The following is a 23,107-nucleotide window of genomic DNA, read 5'->3' as shown; positions in this document are numbered from 1 at the left end:
GCCGAGCCCCGGGGGGTGTCAATTCGGGGTTAGACGACGGCCAGTCGCCCTTCGGCGCGCATAAGCCGCCGCGTCAGCCGGATATTCATGACGTCGCCCGCGCCCAGGGCGTCGGCGAACGCCAGCGCGGCGTTGCGCGCCGCACCGTCCAGGCCGGCCACATGGTCCAGCGCCCGCTGAAGCAGCCAGAGTGAATGGCCCAGCGCCTGCTGCTGGACGGTCACGCCGTGGTAGTCGAACGTGATCGGGCCTAGCGTCGGCTGATCCGCCCCCTCGTGCGAGACGAAGCCCCCCGCAGGGATATCCGGCAGGGTCGCCAGCAGCGCGTTGAACCGCTCGGCGCTCAGCACCAGTTCGTCGGCGTATCCGCGGAGCAGGTGGCGCATGAAGGCGACAAGTGTCGGCGGTATCCGGTCTTCGTCGGGCAGGGCGCGCGGACGACCCGGAAACTCGGGGGTCTCGGCCTCGGCTCCGTTGATGCGCTCGGTCCACCGATAGACCAGGGGGGCGGTGCGCTGCATCATGTGCAGCGGCTTCGGATCCCGGCCCAGATGTCCGTAGAGGGGCCCCATCAGGGCGTAGTCGCCGCGACTGGGTGCGTCCCCCAGGAGATAGGGGTGCAGGGAAAAATGGTCGTTCAGAAGCGCCAGCGTTTCCCCATAGACCCGCTCGATGACGGGGACCGTCCGGGGCTCGATCCCCAGCATCGGCAGATAGCCCGACATCTTGGACGCCACCCGCAGGCCCAGGCGCTCGACATCCTCCGCCGGGGCCGGAAACCGAAGCGAGCGGCCGAACTCGCCGACCAGGAAGGCCTGGTTCTCCTCCAGGAAGTTCCAGCGGAAGTGCATGGCGGGCTTGGCGAGGCCGCGGTCCGCGATCACCTCCAGAAGATGGGTCGCCAGCGCCTGACGCGGCCCCATCCCCAGGGTGATGGGGTCGGGGTAGCGACGCTCGAGTTCGTCGAGGATGGCTGCGGAGTCCTGGATAATCAGCCCGTCGGCGAACTCGACCGCAGGAATCCGGTGGGACCGCACGGTCGGCTTGACCACCTCGCGATAGCGCGGATGCGACGGAAACCGCTCGACATGCGAAACACCTCGCACGCGCAAGAACGCCCGAACCTTGGCCGTGTAGAGCGAGGCCGGCGCGCCGTAGAGGAAGACCTCGGGCGCAGGCGAGGTCATGGCAGGGCCCGACGCTTCAGGCCCTTCTGCTCCATCCGCCATTTCAGTTGATCGAACCGATCCTGGCCGAAGAAGGGCTCGCCGTCGAAGACCATCATCGGCACCCCGTAATGCCCCCCGGCCCGCTGGGCGGCTTGGCTTTCTTCGACGATGGCGCGGTAACGCCCCGGGTCGGCTTCCACCGCGGACATGAGTTCGCCGTAGTCGAGCCCCGCCCTCTCGGTCGCCAGGCGGAGATGATCGCCCTCGTGCCAGTCGGTGGTCTCACCGCTCCAGATCAGGCGGCTCACCTCGTCCAGGAACGGCAGGCCCCGCCCCCGTTCCGCCGCGGCCACGCCCAGATAGGTGAGGCGATGAATGTGGGGCTGTTCCTTGGGATAGCTTCCGTCCGGCGCCCGATAGACAGGGTCGGGACGCGGCCATTGCAGGGGGAGGCCCAGGAACTCGGCCTCACGCCGGATGTCGGCCATGAAGTAGCTGAACCACAGCGGATCGCGGCTCTCGAAGAACTCGGGGGTCCGCACGGCGATCGGGAAGATCGGCCGCACGTTGCACTGCAACTCGAACGTTTCCTCTAGCGCGCGCAACCGGCCCGCGATGAAGTAGGAGTACGGCGACCGGAAGGACCAGTAGAGATCGTACGTCAGCATCACGGCCTCGCGCTACCTGCTCGTCTCATCGAACTGGAGGTCGCGGGCCGGGGGCGCCACACGCTCATCCCCGGCCCGCCGCCCCGCGGCTCCTTAGAACCTGACCGTGGCCTCGACGCCGTAGGTGCGCGGCGGAGCGTACCAGCCGACGAAGCCCTGGGCCTGCGCCGAACCGCCCGCCGAGATGAAGGCGTTGAGCGGTTGCAGCGTGCTCTGGACGAAGTAGCTGCGGTCGAAGAGGTTCCTGGCGTAGGCCGAGATCCGCCACTTGCCGTTCTCCGGCGCGATCCCCGCCCGCAGACCGACGAGCGTCACCGAGTCCTGGAAGCCACGCGGATCGAGCAGCGGCTCCAGCATCTTCCCGCTCGTGTAGCTGATGTCCCCGTTGAGGAAGACCTCCAGGCCGGTGCCGGCGAGGGGCGCCTGGTACTGGGCCGCCAGGCTCCACGTCCACTTGGGGCTGTGCGACGGCGTCAGGCCGTTGAAGTTGCAGGTGCCGGGCTGGGTCCCGTTCGCCGCGCGGCCCGGATAGCATTGGCCCGCCGTGTAGTCGGTGAACTCGGCGTCCATGTAGCCGAGCGAACCCTTGATGGTCAGTTCGCGGATCGGCCGGAATTCCGCGTCGGCCTCGAAGCCCTGCACCTTCCGGTCGCCGGCGTTGGCCACGATGAAGCCCGAGCCCGTCAGCGGATTCAGGATCGAATCCTGGAAGTCCGTGAGCTTCATCCGGTAGACGTCGGCGTTCAGGACCAGACGATTGCCCAGCAGCATCGACTTGATCCCGAGTTCGATGGTCTCCGAGTTCTCGGCGTCGAACTCCACCGGGACGCCCACCGCCGCCGTCCGGGCGTTGAAGCCGCCGGTCTTGTAGCCCGTCGCGGCGAGCGCGTAGACCATGACGCCCGGCGCCACGTCGTACTGGGCCGTGGCCGACCAGGTGATCTTGTCCTCGCTCCGACGCACCTTGCCCAGGTGGTTGACGGAGAACACCGCCCGGGCCGCCAGCGAAGCCGTCGGGTTCAGGTCGGCGTCGATGTAGCCGTTCTTCTTGTCGTACGAGTAGCGCAGGCCCCCGACGAGGCGGAAGCTGTCGGTGACATTGAAGGTGGCCTGGCCGAACAGCGCCCAGCTCTTGGTGTCCTGGGTGTAGTAGAAGGTGCTCGTGTCGCCCGGCGTGAAGGCGCGGCCGTTCGGCAGCACCCGGTTGGCGTGCACGCCCAGACGCGTCTGCGAGGTGTAGGTCACCGTTTCTGAGAACAGGTAGGCGCCCGCGAGATACGACAGGCGCTGATCGACCGGCGACGCGATCCGCAGCTCCTCGGAGTAGCCTTCGCGCCGAAGCCGCTGCGAGCCCGTGGCGGTGTTCTGCGGCAGGCCGTCGGCGGCCAGCGACTTGATCTTGTCCTCGTAGCCGTTGAACGCGGTGATCGACGTCAGGGTATGGCCGCCCGGCAGCTCGATATCGAAGGTGGCCGAAACGCCGTAGACGTCGGTCACGTTGTCACCCACGACATCGTCGTCGACCACGTGGTCGCGGTCGTCGAAGTTGCGGAACGGCCGCCCCACGGCGTTCGCGGCCGCCAGGAAGCCCGGCGTGGCGATGCCCGTCGCCGTGCTGGGCGCCAGGGTTTCGGGCGTGCAGCACTGCGAATCGATGTTCGCGTAGTAGCCGATGAAGTTACCGGTGACGTTGTCGGTGGGCGTCCACTTCAGGCGGCCACGGAAGCCGTACTGCTTGGAGCCGTTGACGTCCTTGCCCGTGAACAGGTTGTGCTCGTAGCCGTCGCGGTCCGTCGCCCAGAACGAGAGGCGGCCGGCCAGGGTTTCCGAGATGCCGCCGCCCACGAAGCCGCTGAGCGCGCGGTCCTCATAGTTGCCGACCCGCGCCGTGAGCATGCCTTCGGCTTTCTGCGAGGGCTCGCGCGACGTGATGTTGATGGCGCCCACCGGCGTGTTGCGGCCATACAGCGTGCCCTGGGGGCCACGCAGCATTTCCACCGTCGAAATGTCCTGAAGGTTCCCTTGGATGGGGCCGGCGGCGAGGATGTAGACGCCGTCGATGAAGATGCCGACGCTCGCCTCGATGCCGGGGTTGGTGCCCGACGTGCCGATGCCGCGAACGAAGACGGTGGTGTTGCGGTTGTTGTTCGACTGCGAGATCGAGACCGACGGGATGAAGCGCGACAGCTCCGTCACGTTGCTGATGCCGGTCTTCTCGAGGAAGTCGCCGCTGACGGCGGTCACCGACATCGGGACGTCCTGAATGTTCTCGGCCCGCTTGTTCGCGGTGACGATGAGTGTCTCGATCTCAGCCACGTCGCCTTGAGCCATCACCGGCGTGGCGGTGGCGGCCACCGCGAGCGCGGTGGAGGCGAGCAGAGTCCGAGCAAGATTGCGCCCTGGCATGGTCGTTAACTCCCCTGGATGCGTGCGTTGTTCTTGTTGTGCGTAAGTGAATGTGAATTCCGGTTCAACCTACGCCGCGGCCCGAAATTGTCAATCCGCCCCCACCCAATTCGGGTCAGCCCGGAGGGTTCGCACCCCTCAGTTCGCGCTGGCGTTGAGCAAAGTCGTCCTTGCCGATGTTGGCGCCCTTCAGGACCGCCTCCCGGGCTCCCACGCGCTTGAACCAGGCCTGGAGGTTGGGGAAGTCCCCGAGATCGATGCCCAGCGCCTTGTAGCCCCGAGTCCACGGCCACGTGGCCATGTCGGCGATGGAATAGTCGCCTCCCAGATAGTCCGCCTCGCCCAGCCGCCGATCCATGACGCCGTAGAGCCGTTTCGCCTCATTGGTGTAGCGCTGGATCGCGTAGGGAATCTTCTCCTTCTGATAGTTGAAGTGCGCCGCCTGGCCGACCATCGGCCCCAGCCCGGCGCACTGCCAGAACAGCCACTGCTCGACCGTCGACCGCGCCCGCCGTTCGGCCGGATAGAAGCGTCCCGCCTTGTCCCCAAGGTACTGGAGGATCGCACCCGTCTCGAAGATGGCGATCGGCTCTCCGCCCGGTCCGTCGGGATCGTGGATGGCCGGCATCCGGCCGTTCGGAGACAACGCCAGAAAGGCGGGCTCGAGCTGGGCCCCGGCGCTTATATCGACGGGGACCAGCCGGTAGGGGAGGCCTGTCTCCTCCAGCATGATGGTGATCTTCCAGCCGTTCGGCGTCGGCCAGAAATGCAGGTCGATCATTCACCGCTCCTCGTCTCAGGGTTCTTTTATGAATCGGAACTACTGTTCCGTAAAGGGCGACGCGGAGAGATCCCGTCAATCGGGCGGCGTCACGCCGACACCGGCGGCCAGCATGCGCGTCAACATGTCGACGACCAGCGGCGGCGCCACCGTATCGCCGGTGATCTGGCGGCGCAGGACGCGATTGATGAGGACAGCGTCCACCGTCCGGAGCGCCAGGATGCAGGTTTCGTCCAGGTCCTCGCCGACCCCCTCGCCGCGTTCTCGCAGGAACGCCGCCAGAAGCCGGCCCGATTCGTTGTCGGCCACACGCAGCGCCAGGATGTAGGACGAGCCCGCACCCGCCAGGGTCCGCTGGAACAGCGCCCGGAAGAAGCCGTGATGCCGCTCGATCACCCGCGCGGAGTTCCCGATCAGCGTGCGGAGGATCTCGTAGGTCGGCTTGTCGGACCATTCCGGCATGGCCAGGAACCGGGCCATGTTCCGGCCGATCCGCAGGATGAACTGCATATGGAGGGCGCGGAACAACGCCTCCTTGTCCCGGAAACGCCGATAGAAACTGCCGACCGAGCAGTTGGCGGCCGCGGCGATGTCGCTGACGTGGGCCTCGTCGTAACCCTTCTCGGCGAACACCCGCTCACCGGCGGCCAGCAGGCGGGCCTGGGCCTCACGACTACGGGCCTGGTTGGCGGGGAAGACGCCATCGAGTTCGGTCAGGATCGAGTTATCTACCGCCAAACGTCCAGCTCCCGCGCCCGCCGGCCGACGAATCGGCCGGCGCTTCCCCAGCTTCAGAGCCGATGCGCCGCGGAGCGGCAGCCGGACTCAGTTGCCCCAGTACACGTACTCTTCGCCCTCCTCCTGCGGGAGGATCAGCGAATGATCCAGCATCACCGGCGATTGGCCAAGCTCGGGCCACAGAGGCTTCACCTGCTGGGCGTCGTGCGTGGCCAGCAGGCGCTTCAGCTCAGCCACCTTCTCGGGCATGGCCTCGGCCAGGTTCACGCGTTCCGTGGGGTCGGCCGACAGATCGTACAGCCAGTCCTTCTGCGGCCGCTCGGTCACCTGGAGCTTCCAGTCGCCGGCCCGCACGACGCGATAGGGACCGGTGCGCCAGAAGAGGACCTCGTGAGGCCGTCCCAGCTTCTTGCCGGTCACGTAGGGCATCAGGTCCACGCCATCCATGGCGCGATCCCTGGGCATCGCGCCGCGCGCGGCCGCCACGCTGGTGGCGAAGATGTCGAAGTGCGAAACCGGCGCGTGATAGACACTGCCCGGACGGATCGCCGCCGGCCACTTCATCATCAGCGGAACGCGAATCCCACCCTCGAAGAACGTCTGCTTCCAGCCGCGGAACGGCCGGTTGATGTCCTCGAGGCCCAGGTAGTAGGCGCCGCCGTTGTCGCTGGTGAAGATCACCAGCGTGTCGTCCTCCAGGCCGCGCTCCTGCAGCGCCTGGGTCAACCGTCCGACGTTGCGGTCGAGTTGACGGATCATCGCGGCGTACACGCGCAGCTTGTGATCCTGGATATACGAGAGCGACTCATAGTCCTCGCGCGTCGCCTGCAGCGGCGTGTGCGGGGCGTTGTAGGCCAGGTACATGAAGAACGGCCGGTTCTTGTTCGCCTCGACCGCGGCGATCGCCTCGTCGGTCAGGTAGTCGGTCATGTGCCGCTTGGGCTCGAACGGCTCGCCGCCATCCTTGCGAACATAGAACTGGAGCGTCGACCAGAGCTGCATGTCGATGGGATCGAAGCCCTGGATCGAATTGACGACCCGCGGATCCTCCTTCTTCAGGAACATCGAGCCGCCGCCCGTGAAGCCCAGCGTCTCGGAGAAGCCGCGGACCTGGGGCTGGAACTTGGGCGCCTCGCCCAGGTGCCATTTGCCGAGCTGGATCGTGTGGTAGCCCGCATTCTGCAGAACCTGCCCCAGCATGATCTGGTCGGTGGGCACGCCCATCTCGACCATCGGGATCACGTCCTTCTCGCGGTCGGCGAAATAGACCGGGTTCAGCTTGCCGTAGTGGTGGGCCCGGACCTGGCGGGCGAAGCGAAGCGGCGTCGGCGTGAACTCGAAGCCGAAGCGCGTGGGGTAGCGTCCGGTCAGAAGCGCCGCGCGCGAGGGGGCGCAGGTGCCGTGACCGGAATAGGCCTGCTCGAACTGCACGCCCTGACGGCCAATGGCGTCGATGTTGGGAGTCGGCACAGCCCCCCCGGCCACGCCGCCGCCGTTGAAGCTGAGGTCGTTGTAGCCGAGATCGTCCACCAGGATGACGATGACGTTGGGCGCGCGTCGGCCGGACGGGGGCCGCACCGGGCCAGGCTGCCAGGTGACGTCGCGCGGCGGGCCGGCGTTGATCACCGGACGGTCCACGGGGACATGGGCCGGAGCCTGGGCCACAGCCTGGGGCGCCAGGCCGGCCAGCATGGCCGTCGCCGTGAGAAGAGCCAGTTTCGAACGCATACGCCGCCTCCCGTTGCGCGGGCCGCCGCCGTGCGGACGCCCGTCGTTCTTACCTGCGGTCACATCGCCGCTCGACCTTGATACCGGAACCGGTATTCTCATTCAATATTTGTCACGACCCCACGGTCTGTGACAGGGCTAGAGGAACACGAACGGGAGGAAGGGCGCCATGGCCCAGTTGGTGAAGGTCGTCGACGACGGCCACGTGCGGACGATCACGCTGAACCGCCCCGAGCGGAAGAACGCGCTCAGCGACGAGCTGGCCTGGGGCGTCATCGAGGCCGTCGAGGCGGCGGCGCGCGACGACAATGTCTGGGTTGTCGCCATCACCGGAAGCGGCGACTCCTTCTGCGCCGGCCTGGATCTCACGGGCCCCGAGCGGTACTCGCCGCTGACGCCGCAGTCGGCGCAACTGGACGACGTCCACTGGGTCGGCCGCTTCCTGCTGTCGATCCGCAAGGTCTGCGACAAGCCGGTGGTGGGCGGGATCAACGGCGTCGCCGTCGGCGCCGGCCTGGGCCTCGCCATGGCCACCGACGTACGCCTCGTGACGCGCAGCGCGCGGCTGATGGCCGGCTACACCCGTATCGGCGGTTCGCCCGACGCGGGACTGACCATCACCCTGCCCCAGGCCATGGGCTACGAGCAGGCCATGCGCTTCATGATGGAGAACCGCACCGCCACCGGCGACGAGGCCGTGGCGCTCGGCATGGCCGGCGAGGTGGTGGACGACAGCGAATTCGCCGCCCGCCTGTCGGCCTACTGCCAGCAGCTCTGCGCGTGGTCGCCGATCACCCTACGGCTGCTGAAGCGGGGCATGGTGCGAGCCCTGGAGACCAGCGACCTCGAGCAGCAGCTTCGCTACGAGGTCTCCAATATCCGCATCGCCTTCTCCAGCGAAGACGCCAAGGAGGCCCGTCAGGCCTTCTTCGAGAAGCGCGCGCCGGTGTTCAACGGCCGCTGACCATCGGCGGCCCCGAAAAGATACAGCCACGACCAGAGATCCAACAGGAAACGTCAGACATGAAGACCCGCATCACCGAACTCTTCGGCATCGAACATCCCATCATCCAGGGCGGCATGCACATGGTGGGCTACGCCGAGATGGCGGCCGCCGTCTCCAACGCCGGCGGTCTCGGCATCATCACCGGCCTGACCCAGGGCACGCCCGAGAAGCTGGCCAACGAGATCGCGCGCTGCCGCGAGATGACCGACAAGCCGTTCGGCGTGAACCTCACGTTCCTGCCCGCCGTGACGCCCCCCGACTATCCGGGCCTCGTGAAGACCATCATCGACAGCGGCGTGAAGGCGGTCGAGACCGCCGGCAACAATCCGCAGAAGTGGCTGCCTGCGCTGAAGGAAGCCGGGATCAAGGTGATCCACAAATGCACCTCGGTCCGCCACTCGCTGAAGGCCGAGGCCATCGGCTGCGACGCGGTCAGCGTCGACGGCTTCGAGTGCGGCGGCCATCCGGGCGAGGACGACGTGCCGAACTTCATCCTGCTGCCGCGGGCGGCCGAGGAACTGAAGATCCCGTTCGTCGCGTCGGGCGGCATGGCCGACGGCCGCAGCCTCGTGGCCGCCCTGGCGCTCGGCGCCGAAGGCATGAACATGGGCACCCGCTTCATGGCCACGAAGGAAGCGCCGGTCCACCAGAACGTGAAGGACGCCCTGATCGCGGCCAGCGAGCTGGACACGCGACTGATCATGCGCCCGCTGCGCAACACCGAACGCGTGCTGGTCAACGCCGGCGTCGAGCGCCTGCTGGAGAAGGAGCGCACGCTGGGGGACAAGCTGACCTTCGCCGACATCGCGCCCGAGGTGGCGGGCGTCTATCCCGCGATCATGAAGGACGGGAAGATGGACGCCGGCGGCTGGAGCTGCGGCATGGTCGCGGGCCTGATCCACGACGTGCCCACGGTCAAGGAACTGGTCGACCGGATCATGTCCGAGGCCGAGGGCATCATCAAAGACCGCCTGGCCAAGCTGGTCTGATCGCCTAACCGGCGCCGGCCGCGGGAGCGGCTGGCGCCGACCGGCCGTTCCGGGCCATGCTGGCGCTCCCGGGCTTGGGAGGGCCCCCGCATGATCCGTCGCCATCACCTGGCCGCCGCGCTGTTCGCGGTCGCGCTGAGCTGTCCTGCGCCCGCCGCCTGGAGCCAGCCGAAGCCCACGGTCGCCGACGCCGCTTCGCCGACCTGGGCGCCGGTGCAGTCGGCCCTGCATCCCTTCGTCGACCAGGGCCAGCTTCCGGGCATGATCACCCTGGCGTTCAAGGACGGCCGGATGGTCCATGCCGAGGCCTATGGCGTCCGCGACCTGGCGACGGGCGCGCCGATGGAGATGGACACCATCGTCCGCGCCTTCTCCATGACCAAGCCGGTGACGGCCGTCGCCATGATGATCCTGCGCGACGAGGGCCGCTGGAAACCCGACGACCCGATCTCGAAGCACCTGCCCGAACTGGCCGACCTCAAGGTCTGGAAGGGCAAGGACGCCGACGGACGGCCGATCCTCGAGGCGCCGGCCACGCCGCCGACCGTCGGCCAGCTCATGACCCACACGGCCGGCTTCCTCTACGGTTTCGAGGCGAGCGATGTCGATGCGATCTATCGCAGCGACAACGGGCCGATGCGCGCCACGTCCACCGAAGATTTCCTGCGGCGGGTGGCCGACCTTCCGCTCGCCTACGAGCCGGGGACGAAGTGGAAGTACTCCATCGCCATGGACATCCAGGGCGTGATCGTGGAGCGCCTGAGCGGCCGGTCGCTGGCGCAGTTCATGGACGCCCGCATCTTCCGCCCGCTGAAGATGACCGACACCGGATTCCATGTGCCCGCGGAGAAGCGCGGCCGCTTCGCCGCCCTCTACGAGTGGCGTGACGGCAAGCTCCAGGCGCCCGCGGCCGGCAGCCCCTTCCTGTCGGACTACGCCAATGCTCCCGGCTTTGCATCGGGCGGCGGCGGGCTGGTCACCACGGCTCACGACTACGCCCGCTTCGCGCGGATGCTGCTGGGCGGCGGGACCCTGGACGGCCGCCGCATCATCAGCCGCAAGGCCGCGGCCGAGATGATGAGCAACCACCTGTCGCCTGAACTGCTCGGCGGGAGGTACGGCATCGGCATGCAGCAGATCCGGCCGGGATATGAGTTCGGCTACAACGGCGTCGTCGTCACCGATCCGGCCAAGGCGGGCGTGGCGATGGGCAAGGGCAGCTACCTCTGGGATGGCGCGGCCGGCACCTGGTTCTGGGTCGATCCCGAGAACCGGCTGGTGTTCGTGGGCCTGGTCCAGCGGCTGATGGGACCGGGCTTCCCGCCCCTTCAGCCGACCAGCCAGAAGGCGGTGCGAGCGGCGCTGGACGGGACGCGCTGAGCATCGCCACCGCCCAGTAAGCGGGCGCCGAGGTCGGCTGAATCCACCCGCAGACTTTCGGGCGCCGCACGAACCCGACGACTGCGGTAGCCATTGGCGGCCGCCCGGAACGAAAGGCGGTGACGACGGCGGGCAGCAGATGACGCAGGCGGCGGGGTCCCGTTTCGTGAGCGGGTTCGGGCTTCAGGTGCTGGCCGCGATGGTGGTCGGGGTGCTCCTGGGGCTAGCGGCGCGGCGATTGGGCGTGGCCGAGGGCGAGGCAGGGTTCGCCCTGGCCGAGACGCTGAGGATCCTGGGCTCCAGCTTCGTCCAGCTCCTCCGCGCCCTGGTGCCGCCGCTGGTGTTCACCGCGGTGGTGGCCAGCATCGCCAATCTGGCCGAACTCCAGAACGCCGCGCGGCTCGTCTGGCGCACGCTGCTTTGGTTTGCGGTCACGGCCCTGATCGCGGTGGCCATCGGCATCGCCCTGGGGGTCGTCCTCCAACCCGGTCTCCACACCGCGGTGACCGCCGAGACGGCCAAGGCGCCGTCCACCACCGGCTCATGGCTCGACTTCCTGACCGGCCTGATCCCGGGGAACTTCCTGGGGCTGACGGCGTCCACGCGGCTCGCGGACGGCGCGGCCACGACGAGCGTCTCGTTCAACGTCCTCCAGATCCTCGTCATCGCCCTCGTGGCCGGCGTCGCCGCCCTGAAGGCGGGCGAGGCGGGCCGTACGTTCCTCGCCTTCAACGCCTCGGCCCTGGCGGTCGTGCGCAAGATCCTGTGGTGGGTGATCCGGCTGACCCCGCTCGGCACCGTGGGCCTCCTGGGCTCGGCGGTCGCGCGGTACGGCTGGGACGCGCTGGGCCAGCTCGGCCAGTTCGCCTTCGCGGTCTATCTCGGCCTGGCCCTGGTGCTGTTCGTGGTCTACCCGGCGCTGCTGGGCGCCCACGGCCTCAACCCGATCCGGTTCTTCCGCGCCGCATGGCCCGCGATCCAGCTCGGCTTCGTCACCCGATCGTCCATCGGCACGCTGCCGGTGACGGAGGCCGTGACCGAGACCGGACTGGGCGTGCCCCGCGCCTACGCCGCCTTCGCCGTGCCCCTGGGCGCGACCACCAAGATGGACGGATGCGCGGCCATCTATCCGGCGATCTCGGCGATCTTCGTGGCCCAGTTCTACGGCCTCACCCTCGCGCCGACGGACTATCTGCTGATCGTCTTCGTCTCGGTCATCGGATCGGCGGCGACCGCGGGCCTGACGGGCGCCGTCGTCATGCTCACCCTGACCCTGTCGACACTGGGCCTGCCGCTGGAAGGCGTAGGCCTGCTTCTGGCCATCGACCCGATCCTGGACATGGGCCGCACCGCCGTGAACGTCGCCGGCCAGGCCCTCGTGCCGACCCTGGTCTCCAGGGAACTCGGCGTCCTCGATCAGGCGGTCTACGACGGTCGCATCACGCCGGCCGACGACACCGGTCCCGCCGCCCGGGCCGGATGACGCGGATATCAGCTTTCCCCTCGCCGCCGCCGCGTCACCCGCGCTAGAGAGAAAGGGAAGGACCGGACGACAAGACGCCGGAGGGGATGGAACGATGCATTATGCCGAACTGAACGAAGCCTGGGCCGAGCTGACGGCCCCGGGCGCGCCTTTCGAGATCGCCGTGCAGGAGGTGCGCGGCGCGCCCATCCGCACCTTCAGGAACGCACCGCCGAACGTGCGGGCGCTCTGGCTGTCCACGGCGCAGTTCGCCGACCGCGACTATCTCGTCTACGGCGACGAGCGCATCACCTACGCCCAGGCGCACGCGCAGGTGGCCTCGGTGGCCAACTGGCTCCTGAGCCAGGGGGTCAAGCCTGGCGACCGGGTGGCCATCGCGATGCGGAACTATCCCGAGTGGATGCTGCTGTACTGGACCTGCGCGGCGCTCGGCGTGGCGGCGGTGGGCATGAACGCGTGGTGGACGGCCACCGAGATGGCCTACGGCCTGAAGGACGCCCAGCCCAAGGTCCTCTTCGCCGACGCCGAGCGCATCGCCCGCATCGCCGAACAGCCCGACATGCTGGGCGAGACGCTGCTGGTCGCCGTCCGCGCGGACCCGCCGACGGGGGCCAAACCCTGGTCCGAGGCGCTCGCACACGGGGGCGCACTGCCGGATGTAGCCATCGATCCCGACGACGACCTCTGCATCTTCTACACGTCGGGCACCACGGGCTTCCCGAAGGGCGCCCAGCTCACGCACCGAAGCTGCGTCAGCAACCTGATGAACATGATGTTCGCCGGTCAGGTCAGCGGCCTGGCGACCCAGCGCGCGACCGGCGTCACGCCCCCGGCCACGCCGCCGATCCCGGTTTCGCTCATCACCACGCCGCTCTTCCACGTCACGGCCAACAACTGCGGCGCCTACGCCACCACCGCGGCGGGCGGGAAGATGGTGCTGATGTACCGCTGGGACGCCGGCGAGGCGTTGAAGCTGATCGAACGCGAGCGCTGCACCTCGGCCAGCGGCGTGCCGGTGATGGCGCGCGAGATCATCACCCACCCCGACTTCGACAAGTACGACACCTCCAGCCTGCTCACCCTGGGCGGCGGCGGGGCCCAGCTCCAGCCCGACCTCGTGGCCAAGATCGACAAGGCGGTGGCCACCGCACGCCCCAACACCGGCTACGGCATGACCGAGACCTCCGGGATCATCACCTCGATCGCCGGCGACTTCTTCGTGGACAAGCCCGCGAGCTGCGGCCGGGCCATGCCGACCTTCGAGGTGAAGGTGGTGGGCGACGACGGGCAACCGCTGCCCCCCGGCCAGCCCGGCGAGCTGTGGGTGCGCGGATCGTCGGTCATCAAGGGCTACATCAACCGTCCCGAGGCCACGGCCGAGTCCATCACCGACGGCTGGCTCCACACCGGGGACGTGGCCTATCTCGACGAGGACCAGTTCATCTATCTGGTGGACCGCAAGAAGGACATGGTCCTGCGAGGCGGCGAGAACATCTACTGCGCCGAAGTCGAATCAACGATCCATCAGCATCCCGGCGTCGCCGAGTGCTCGGTGTTCGGCGTGCCCGATCCCCGGCTGGGCGAGGAAGTCGCCGCGGCCGTGGTGCTCCGGCCGGGCCAGGCGGTGGATGCGGAGGCGCTGCGGGCGCACTGCGCCACCCTGATCGCGAAGCACAAGATTCCTCGATACATCTGGCTCCTGGATCAGTCCCTGCCGCGCAACGCCAACGGCAAGTTCCTGAAGCGCGAACTCCGCGAGACGCTGAAGCTGGAAGACGCGGCCTGACGCCTGGCGTGACGCCCGCCACCCCAACGGTGGCGGGACGCCAGGTCCGGGATCAACGCGGCAGGCGCGTGGACCCCATCAGGTGCTCGTCGACGGCGCGGGCGCACTGACGGCCTTCACGGATCGCCCAAACCACCAGGGACTGCCCCCGGCGGGCGTCGCCGCACGCGAAGATCTTGGGGTCCGACGTCTGATAGCTCAGGGTGTCGGCCCGAACGTTGCCGCGCGGATCGAGGTCGACGCCGCTCTGCTCCACCACGCCGGCCTTGACCGGCCCGACGAACCCCATGGCCAGGAACACGAGGTCTGCCTTCAGCTCGAAGACCGAGCCCTCGACCTCCTGCATCTGCATCCGGCCGTCGTCGCCGACCACCCATTCGACGCGGGCGCACTCCAGGCCGGTGACCTTGCCGTCCTTGCCCAGGAAGCGCCGGGTCACCACCGCGAAGTCGCGCTCGACGCCTTCCTGGTGCGACGACGACGTCCGCAGCTTCAGCGGCCATTCGGGCCAGGTCAGCGCCTTGTTCTCGCGCTCGGGCGGCATCGGCATGATTTCGAGCTGGGTCACCGACGCGGCGCCCTGACGGTTGGACGTGCCGATGCAGTCGCTGCCGGTGTCGCCGCCGCCGATCACCACCACGTGCTTGCCCTTGGCGTTGATCGTGCCGGTCGGGGCGGCGCGAACCTCGTCGTCGCCGGCGTTGCGCTTGTTCTGCTGGGTCAGGAACTCCATGGCGAAGTGGACCCCCGACAGTTCCCGGCCGGGGACGGGCAGGTCGCGCGGATCCTCGGCGCCGTTGGCCAGCACGAGGACGTCGTAGTCGTCCAGAAGCCGCGGGACCGACACGATGCCCCCGCCCACCTCGAAGCCGGTGCGGAAGATGACGCCCTCGCCCTCCATCTGCCGGACACGCCGGTCGATGAGGTGCTTCTCCATCTTGAAGTCGGGAATGCCGTAGCGCAGCAGGCCGCCGATCCTGTCGTTCTTCTCGAAAACGGTCACGGCATGGCCCGCGCGGGCGAGCTGCTGGGCGCAGGCCAGGCCCGCAGGCCCCGACCCCACGACGCCCACCCGCTTGCCGGTGCCGCGCGGCGACGGCTGCGGCGCGATCCAGCCCTCGGACCAGCCACGGTCGATGATCTGGCATTCGATCGACTTGATGGTGACGGGCGTGTCCGGGATGTTGAGGGTGCACGACGCCTCGCACGGGGCGGGGCAGATGCGGCCCGTGAACTCCGGGAAATTGTTCGTGGACTGGAGGTTGTCCAGCGCCTCGCGCCAGTGGTCGCGGTACACGAGGTCGTTGAAGTCCGGGATCTGGTTGTTCACCGGGCAGCCCTGGTGACAGAACGGAATCCCGCAGCTCATGCAGCGTGACGCCTGGGCCTGGAGTTCAGGCTTCGGCAACGGCAGAACGAATTCGTTCCAGTGCTTCAGGCGTTCGGCGACCGGCGCATAGCCGCGGTCGTGACGCTCGACTTCCAGAAAGCCGGTCGGCTTACCCATGACGCAATCCCCTGGCGATCTGGACTATTCGGCGGCGACGGCGGCCGCAGCGCGGCGCTCGTCGGCCATGTCGGTCAACGCACGACGGTAGTCGCGCGGCATCACCTTCACGAACGACGGCAGGGCCTGATCCCAGTTCTCCAGGATCTCGGCCGCCCGCCGGCTGCCCGTGTGCAGGTGGTGGCGCTCGATCAGGATGCGCAGCCGCTCGGCGTCGTGGCCCAGGATATCGCCCATGCCGTTGTTCTCGACCGAGATCGAGCGCTGGCTAGGCTTCAGGGCGTCGTCGCCGCTTCCGTCGGCCGTGACCGGTTCGAGATCGACCATCGCCTTGTTGCAGAGGTCTGCGAACCGCGCGGCGGGGTCGTAGACATAGGCGACGCCGCCGCTCATGCCGGCCGCAAAGTTCCGCCCCGTGTCGCCCAGGACGACCACCACGCCGCCGGTCATGTATTCGCAGCCGTGGTCGCCCACGCCTTCGACCACCGCGACGGCGCCCGAGTTGCGCACGGCGAATCGCTCGCCGGCCACGCCCTCGAAATAGGCTTCGCCCGCGATGGCCCCATAGAGCACGGTGTTGCCGACGATGATGTTTCGGGTCGGGTCGCGCCGCGAACCGTTCGGCTGGCGCACCACAACGCGGCCGCCGGAGAGCCCCTTGCCCACATAGTCGTTGCCGTCGCCGACGAGGGTCAGGCTGACGCCACGGGCCAGGAACGCCCCGAAGCTCTGGCCGGCCGTGCCCTTCAGGGTGAGCGCGATGGTGTCTTCCGGCAGTCCGGCGTGGCCGTGACGCTTGGCCACCTCGCCCGACAGCATGGCGCCGACGGTGCGGTTGATGTTGCGGATCGCATACTCGCCGCGCACCGGCTCGCCCTTTTCCAGCGCGACCTTCGCGTCGGCGATGAGCTGGTGATCCAGGGCCTTCTCCAGGCCGTGGTCCTGCCGGTCACGGTTCCACAGGCAATCCTGGCCCTTGGCCGCATCGGCGTAGAGCAGGCGGGACAGGTCCACGCCCTGAGCCTTCCAGTGCTCCACCGCCGGCTGCATGTCGAGCCGATCGACCCGGCCGATCATCTCGTTCAGGGTGCGGAAGCCCATCTCGGCCATGATCTCGCGCAGCTCTTCGGCCACGAAGAAGAAGTAGTTGATCACATGCTCGGGCTGGCCGGTGAAGCGCGCGCGCAGCACCGGGTCCTGGGTGGCCACCCCCACCGGGCAGGTGTTGAGGTGGCACTTGCGCATCATGATGCAGCCGGCCGCGATCAGCGGCGCCGTGGCGAAGCCGAACTCGTCCGCGCCGAGGAGCGCGCCGATGGCCACGTCGCGTCCCGTGCGCAGGCCGCCGTCCACCTGGACCGCGATCCGCGTACGCAGGCCGTTCAGCAGCAGGGTCTGCTGGGTCTCGGCCAGGCCGATCTCCCACGGCGACCCCGCATGGGTCAGCGACGTGAGCGGCGAAGCCCCCGTGCCGCCCTCGAAGCCGGAGATGGTCACATGGTCGGCGCGCGCCTTGGCGACGCCCGCAGCCACGGTGCCCACCCCCACTTCCGACACCAGCTTCACCGAGATCCGGGCCCCGGAGTTGGCGTTCTTCAGGTCGTGGATGAGCTGCGCCAGGTCCTCGATCGAATAGATGTCGTGGTGCGGCGGCGGACTGATCAGGCCCAGCGATGTTCTTGTCCACCTTGTGGCCGGGAAGCTGGCCGCCCTCGCCGGGCTTGGCGCCCTGGGCCATCTTGATCTGGATGTCGTCGGCGTTGACCAGGTACTCGGCCGTCACGCCGAACCGCCCCGAGGCCACCTGCTTGATGGCCGAGCGCATGGAGTCGCCGTTCGGCAGCGGCTTGAAGCGATCGGGCTCCTCGCCGCCCTCGCCCGTGTTCGAGCGGCCGCCGATGCGGTTCATGGCGATGGCCAGCGTGGTGTGGGCCTCGCGGCTGATCGAGCCGAACGACATGGCGCCGGTGGCGAAGCGCTTCACGATCTCCGCGGCGGACTCCACCTCCTCGAGCGGAACGGGGGTCTCGGCCGGCTTCAGCCGCATCAGGCCGCGCAGGGTGAGCAGACGCTCGCTCTGTTCGTTGATGGCTCGGGCGAAGCGCTTGTACTCGTCCGGCAGGTTCCCGCGGACGGCGTGCTGCAGGCCTGAGATGGACTCGGGCGTCCAGGCGTGCGCTTCGCCACGCAGGCGCCAGGCGTACTGACCGCCGACGTCCAGCATGGTCCGGTAGATGGGATTGTCGCCATAGGCGTCGCGGTGGCGGCGCACCGCCTCCTCGGCGATCTCGGCCAGCCCCACGCCTTCGATGGTGGTGGCTGTGCCCGTGAAATAGGTGTCCACCAGCTCGGACGACAGGCCCACGGCGTCGAAGATCTGCGCGCCGCAGTATGACTGGTAGGTCGAGATGCCCATCTTGGACATCACCTTCATGATGCCCTTGCCCACGGCCTTGATGTAGTTCTTCCGCACCTCGTAGGCCGAGAGCGAGAGGCCGCTCTTCACCCGGATCTGCTCCAGGGTCTGGAACGCCACGTAGGGGTTCACGGCCTCGGCGCCATAGCCGGCCAGGACGCAGAAGTGGTGCACCTCCCGCGCTTCGCCGGTCTCCACGACCAGGCCGGTCTGCATACGCAGGCCCTGGCGGATCAGGTGATGGTGCACCGCCGCCGTGGCCAGCGCCGCCGGGATCGGCACACGCTCGGCCGAGACCCCGCGGTCCGACAGGATGAGGATGTTGTTGTCGGCCAGCACGCTGTCCGTGGCTTCGCGGCACACCCGGTCCAGCGCCGCCGCCAGGCCGCCCGCGCCCTCGGCGGCCGACCAGGTGATGTCGATGGTCGCCGTGCGGAACGCGCCGTCCAGAAGTTCGTGCACCGCGCGGATCTTGGCCAGATCCTCGTCGGTGAGGATGGGCTGAGCCACCTCCAGGCGCTTGTGCGTCCCCGCCTCGCGGCCCAGCAGGTTCGGCCGCGGGCCGATCATCGACACCAGGCTCATCACAAGCTCCTCGCGGATCGGGTCGATCGGCGGGTTCGTGACCTGGGCGAAGTTCTGCTTGAAGTACTCGTAGATCAGCTTCGGACGGGCCGAGAGCACGGCGATGGGCGTATCGTGGCCCATCGAGCCGATGGGATCGTCCCCATCCCGGCCCATCGGCTCCAGGAAGGCCTGGACGTCCTCCTGCGTGTAGCCGAAGGCCTGCTGGCGATCGAGCAGGGTCTCGGGGTCGTTCGGCTGGGGCTCGGCCGTCACGTCGTCCAGCGACAGCTCCTCGAGCTTGAACTGCGTGTCCGCCAGCCACTCTTCGTAGGGCGCCGCCTCGGCGAGGGTGCGCTTGATCTCCTCGTCCTCGATGATGCGGCCCTGCTCCATGTCGATGAGCAGCATCCGGCCCGGCTGGAGCCGCCACTTGCGGACGATCCGCTCCTCGGGGATGTCGAGCACGCCGACCTCGGAGGCCATGATCACATGGTCTTCGTCGGTGATCACGAAGCGCGCGGGGCGCAGGCCGTTGCGGTCGAGCGTGGCGCCGATCTGGCGCCCGTCGGTGAATGCCACCGCCGCCGGGCCGTCCCACGGCTCCATCAGCGCCGCATGGTACTCGTAGAAGGCCTTGCGCTTGGCGTCCATCAGCGGGTTGCCGGCCCAGGCCTCGGGGATGAGCATCATCATCGCCTGGACCAGCGGGATGCCGCCGGCGACCAGGAGTTCCAACGCGTTGTCCAGGCACGCGGTGTCCGACTGCCCGTGGGGGATCAGCGGCCACATCTTGTTCAGGTCGGGCCCGAGCAGGTCGCTTTCCAGCGAACGCCGGCGGGCGTTCATCCAGTTCACGTTGCCGCGGACCGTGTTGATCTCGCCGTTGTGGGCGATGAACCGGTAGGGGTGCGCCAGTCTCCAGGACGGGAAGGTGTTGGTCGAGAAGCGCTGGTGGACCAGGGCCAGGGCGGACTCGCAGCGCTCGTCCTTCAGGTCCTCGTAGAAGGTCCCCACCTGACCGGCCAGCAGCAGGCCCTTGTAGACCACCGTCCGCGTCGACAGCGACGGCAGGTACACGTCGGACAGCGCCGGCATGTTCCGCTTCACCGCCAGTTCGGCCAGCGGGTTCTGGAACTGCTTGCGAACGGCCAGCAGCTTCCGCTCGTGGCCGTCCTGGTCCTTCACGTTGGGCCCGCGGCCGATGAAGGCCTGGCGGATCACCGGCATCGAGGCCAGCACGGCCTCGCCGAGGCCCGCCGTGTCGACCGGCACGTCGCGCCAGCCCAGCAGCGGCTGCTTCTCGACCTTGAGATAGTGCTCGAACTGCTCCAGCGCCGCCGCGCGGGCCAGCGCGTCCTGCGGCAGGAAGCACATGGCCACCGCGTAGTGCCCCGGCGGCGGCAGGTCGACGCCCTCGGCGGCGGCCCATTCGCGATAGAGCCCGTCCGGGATCTGGATCAGGATTCCGGCGCCGTCGCCCACGAGGGGGTCCGCGCCCACCGCGCCGCGATGGTCGATGTTCAGCAGGATCTGCAGGCCCGCCTGGATCACTTCGTGCGATTTGCGGCCTTTGATATTCGCCACAAAGCCCACGCCGCACGCATCGTGCTCGTTCCGGGGATCGTACAGTCCTTGCCGTTCAGGCGGTCGCATCGTCGTCGTCATCATTTCTCACGCGAGCACGCTGAAACACGGCCCCAAGCCAGTGTCGTGGGGTCGCGCGTGCATTTCGCGGGCATTTACCCGGCATGATCATGCCTTGTCGATGGGGCGGACGGCCGCTGCCGGGTAAACTTTTCTAGGGCGCCGTTCAGAAGGCAGTGAGCGACGCGTCGATGCATCGGTGCTCGGCAGGCCCTTGGCGCAGACGTCGCCTAGGCTGCGAGGCGCGAACGCGGCTCCCGGGATCCGACATGACCCAGGTCCCCCGCGCTGTGGCGATGGCCGATGAAATCCTGGAGCTAGTGCGCCACAGCCAGCCGTTCGGGCCGGACCTCGCGCCCCCGGTTCAATTGGACAGCTTCATCTCCAGCGCTCGCCACAGCGAGCGAACGAACGACGTGTCTCTTGCGGAACGTCGCATGTCTTCGAGTCCGTCGTCGTCGAGCCAATATCCGCCGATCATCACCCCCGATGGCGATTCCACCGCGCCGATCCGCGTCAACGGATCACCCTTCAGCAGGACCAGATTGGCGCGATAGCCCGGCGCCGCCACGCCCGTCCGCTCGAAGCCGAGCGCCTGGGCGCTTGAGCGCGTCGCCGCGGCCAGCGCGTCGTGGGGCGACAACCCCGCCGCCACGAGGAGTTCGAGCTCTCGGGCCAGGGAAGCGCCCGGCACGAGTCCGAAGCTGCCGCTGTCCGTCCCGGCGATCAGCGGCACGCCCGCCTCGTGAAGAAGGCGTGTCGCGGTGAGAAAGAAGTCCGCGTGGGGCCGCTCGTACTTCGACGCATCGACACCACTCCAGCGCCGCTCCGAACCCCGCTCGAAGAAACGTGTCAGCGGGTTGATGGTGTCCGAGCCCGGCCCACTCAGATACTCCCCCTTCGTCTCCGCGATGAGCACGAGACGCCTGTGGGCGATCAGAGTGGGCGTGACCACCTCCCCGGACGCGGAAAGTCTGGCGGCCAACAGCCGCATCCTGTCCTCGTCCAGCTCGTCCCGCAGTCCGTGCCAGACGATGGTCTCGATGTGTTCGAGCGTGGTGAGGCCTCGCCCGAGAGACTGCTCCCAAGGGATATCGAACGGCCGCTCCCGCGGAACGCCCTTTGTCCGCACGCCCTCGGGAGAGTGGCCGGCGACACTCATGCCGAGCCGGTTCGCCTCGTCGATGATGGCCTCGAAGGCTTCGCGGGTGAGGTTCGAGTAGATCTTGAGCGCGCGATATCCCGCGTCATGCTGCGCCTGGACGGAGGCCCGGGCTTCGTCGCCCGATGCGATCGTCCGCTGCAGGATGGTCTCATTGGGGCCGCGGCCGTTGAGGATCGGGCCGGTGGTGATGAAGTCCGGGGCCAGCAGCTCGCCCGTGACGATGCGCTCCGAGAGCCGGAGATGAAACGGGTAGCCGGACATGTTGCGTACGCCGGTCACGCCGTGGGCGAGATAGGCCGCCAGTTCCGCCTCGTCGCCGAGGTGGATGTGGGCGTCGATCAGCCCGGGGATGAGGGTGCGCCCCGCGCCGTCCACGACAGGGACCCCTTCCGGCGCCGACAAAGCGCCCGCCGCTCCGACCTCGACGATGCGATCGCCCATCACGAGGACGGCGCGGGCCTCCTCGACGTCCGGTGCGCCCGGGACCATCGAAACCAGACGCACGTTGTCGATCAGAACGCCGACGGGTCGCGTCCGATCGCGCGTGAGAGCGTCAGGCAGGTCGCGGATGATCAGCCACAGCCATGCCGTGGCGACGGCCACAAGGACAGCGAGTCCGATGCCGACGCGCCCCAGAATTCCGACTGCCATGAGGATATCTATGCCCCGCCTTTGAAACACCGCCGCGCCGTTGCCGGCGCGGGCGCCGACATCAACAGCCCCGATGGGTGACGGCGGCATGATCGCCCAGGACCGCACCGGAGAACCGCACCGGAGGGCCACAACAGCCGGACATCGCCGCGATGCGCGGTCGCCCCGACTGGCTTCACCGCCGCAGGCCTGACCGTCCGGCTTGCGGCGACGTTCCGGCCTACGCCTGCACGAGGTTCACGCGGGCGCCGCAAAGGACCACGCCGCCCTCCGGGTTCAGGAGTCCTCGCGCCCTCGCCTTCGCCCGCACGGCGGCCGGGTCGCGTACCGCCACGTCGAAGCCCGCCACCCCCTCGCCCCGCCCGTCCGTAACGGCGACGAACCGCAGCTCGGACCCGTCGAGGCCGATCGTCCAGCGCCCGCCATCCCTCCGGCGCTCGCGCCCCAACACCTCGGACCAGCGCGCCGACATGGCGTCGGGGTCTGAGGCCTGGAGTTCGGCGCCGACGATGCCGGCGGAGACATCGGTCCTGACGTTCTCGCGCCAGTGGGGGCCGCCCCAGTGCCAGCGCTCCCACGGCTCCATCGCGTCGATCGACAGGATGGCCCCACCCACGTCCTTGGGATGCAGGTGGGTGAAGGCCACGCCGTCGCCGTCGAACTGGTCGGCGACCCGGACTCCGGCCGCCGCCACGCGCGCCCGCGCCGCCGCCAGATCGCGAACCTGCAGGATCACCATGTAGCCGCCGTCACCGCCCCGCTTGTCCAGCAACCGGCCCGCGGTCGTTCCCGCCTGGGTCGGGGCGACCACCTCCAGGAAGGTGTCGCCGACCGGCCAGACGGCGTTGTGCAGCCCGTATTTCCCGACACCGGGGTCCGCATAGTCGCCACCCAGTCCCAGGACGGCGACGATGTCGGCGCGGGCCGCCTCCAGATCCCGGCCCACCAGGGCGATCTGCCGAAGCCGCATCTCATGTCCTCCCGTTTGCGCCCAGCAGACCGGGGCCGGAGGGAGGCGTCAAG

Annotated in this window: 15 protein-coding genes and 1 pseudogene; 5 read left to right on the top strand and 11 right to left on the bottom strand. The window is 68.5% G+C overall.

Annotated elements, in window-relative coordinates:
* Nucleotides 1-29: 29 nt before the first annotated feature.
* The 6 genes from ABS78_RS04310 to ABS78_RS04285 form a co-directional block, all read right to left on the bottom strand.
* Nucleotides 30-1,187 (bottom strand): glutathione S-transferase family protein, encoded by a 1,158-nt coding sequence (locus ABS78_RS04310; RefSeq protein ID WP_293375359.1) that lies wholly within the window; start codon nucleotides 1,185-1,187, stop codon nucleotides 30-32.
* The gene (locus ABS78_RS04305; RefSeq protein ID WP_293375357.1) at nucleotides 1,184-1,837 is read right to left on the bottom strand and encodes a DsbA family protein; all 654 of its coding nucleotides are present in this window, start codon (nucleotides 1,835-1,837) and stop codon (nucleotides 1,184-1,186) included. Before ABS78_RS04305 ends, ABS78_RS04310 begins: the two co-directional genes overlap by 4 nt.
* A gap of 93 nt (nucleotides 1,838-1,930) precedes the next feature.
* Entirely contained in the window at nucleotides 1,931-4,243 is a 2,313-nt protein-coding gene (locus ABS78_RS04300) for a TonB-dependent receptor (protein WP_293375355.1), read from the bottom strand.
* 115 nt (nucleotides 4,244-4,358) lie between these two features.
* Nucleotides 4,359-5,024 (bottom strand): glutathione S-transferase N-terminal domain-containing protein, encoded by a 666-nt coding sequence (locus ABS78_RS04295; RefSeq protein ID WP_293375353.1) that lies wholly within the window; start codon nucleotides 5,022-5,024, stop codon nucleotides 4,359-4,361.
* A gap of 75 nt (nucleotides 5,025-5,099) precedes the next feature.
* Nucleotides 5,100-5,762, bottom strand: a complete 663-nt coding sequence (locus ABS78_RS04290) for a TetR/AcrR family transcriptional regulator (RefSeq protein WP_293375351.1) — start codon at nucleotides 5,760-5,762, stop codon at nucleotides 5,100-5,102.
* 87 nt (nucleotides 5,763-5,849) lie between these two features.
* Nucleotides 5,850-7,490, bottom strand: a complete 1,641-nt coding sequence (locus ABS78_RS04285) for a sulfatase-like hydrolase/transferase (protein ID WP_293375349.1) — start codon at nucleotides 7,488-7,490, stop codon at nucleotides 5,850-5,852.
* Between the two features lie 169 nt (nucleotides 7,491-7,659).
* Between ABS78_RS04285 and ABS78_RS04280 the strand changes: the two genes are divergently transcribed.
* From ABS78_RS04280 to ABS78_RS04260, 5 genes are all read left to right on the top strand, one after another.
* The gene (locus tag ABS78_RS04280) at nucleotides 7,660-8,454 is read left to right on the top strand and encodes an enoyl-CoA hydratase/isomerase family protein (protein ID WP_293375347.1); all 795 of its coding nucleotides are present in this window, start codon (nucleotides 7,660-7,662) and stop codon (nucleotides 8,452-8,454) included.
* A gap of 59 nt (nucleotides 8,455-8,513) precedes the next feature.
* Nucleotides 8,514-9,485, top strand: a complete 972-nt coding sequence (locus ABS78_RS04275; protein WP_293375345.1) for a nitronate monooxygenase family protein — start codon at nucleotides 8,514-8,516, stop codon at nucleotides 9,483-9,485.
* A 90-nt stretch (nucleotides 9,486-9,575) separates the two neighbouring features.
* A complete protein-coding gene (locus tag ABS78_RS04270) occupies nucleotides 9,576-10,865 on the top strand; it encodes a serine hydrolase domain-containing protein (RefSeq protein ID WP_293375343.1) in 1,290 nt (429 codons plus the stop codon).
* A gap of 139 nt (nucleotides 10,866-11,004) precedes the next feature.
* Nucleotides 11,005-12,348: a dicarboxylate/amino acid:cation symporter gene (locus ABS78_RS04265; protein ID WP_293375341.1), complete on the top strand. Its 1,344-nt coding sequence runs from the start codon at nucleotides 11,005-11,007 to the stop codon at nucleotides 12,346-12,348.
* Nucleotides 12,349-12,442: 94 nt separating this feature from the next.
* Complete coding sequence (locus ABS78_RS04260) at nucleotides 12,443-14,134, top strand: class I adenylate-forming enzyme family protein (RefSeq protein WP_293375339.1); 1,692 nt, start codon at nucleotides 12,443-12,445, stop codon at nucleotides 14,132-14,134.
* A gap of 52 nt (nucleotides 14,135-14,186) precedes the next feature.
* Here ABS78_RS04260 and ABS78_RS04255 read toward each other — a convergent pair whose 3' ends face one another.
* The 5 genes and pseudogenes from ABS78_RS04255 to ABS78_RS04235 form a co-directional block, all read right to left on the bottom strand.
* Nucleotides 14,187-15,641, bottom strand: a complete 1,455-nt coding sequence (locus ABS78_RS04255; RefSeq protein WP_293375337.1) for a glutamate synthase subunit beta — start codon at nucleotides 15,639-15,641, stop codon at nucleotides 14,187-14,189.
* 24 nt (nucleotides 15,642-15,665) lie between these two features.
* Entirely contained in the window at nucleotides 15,666-16,460 is a 795-nt protein-coding gene (locus tag ABS78_RS04250) for a hypothetical protein (protein ID WP_363082660.1), read from the bottom strand.
* Between the two features lie 330 nt (nucleotides 16,461-16,790).
* Nucleotides 16,791-20,277, bottom strand: a pseudogene (gltB, locus tag ABS78_RS04245) (glutamate synthase large subunit); the annotation flags it as partial.
* Between the two features lie 355 nt (nucleotides 20,278-20,632).
* Nucleotides 20,633-22,084: an amidohydrolase family protein gene (locus ABS78_RS04240; RefSeq protein WP_293375335.1), complete on the bottom strand. Its 1,452-nt coding sequence runs from the start codon at nucleotides 22,082-22,084 to the stop codon at nucleotides 20,633-20,635.
* A gap of 220 nt (nucleotides 22,085-22,304) precedes the next feature.
* Nucleotides 22,305-23,054: a VOC family protein gene (locus ABS78_RS04235; protein ID WP_293375333.1), complete on the bottom strand. Its 750-nt coding sequence runs from the start codon at nucleotides 23,052-23,054 to the stop codon at nucleotides 22,305-22,307.
* Nucleotides 23,055-23,107: the final 53 nt, after the last annotated feature.

The sequence above is a fragment of the Phenylobacterium sp. SCN 70-31 genome, from assembly GCF_001724605.1.
Lineage (GTDB): Bacteria > Pseudomonadota > Alphaproteobacteria > Caulobacterales > Caulobacteraceae > Phenylobacterium.
Note: the sequence above shows the minus strand (reverse complement) of the source record. Positions and strands in the feature narration are given on the sequence as shown.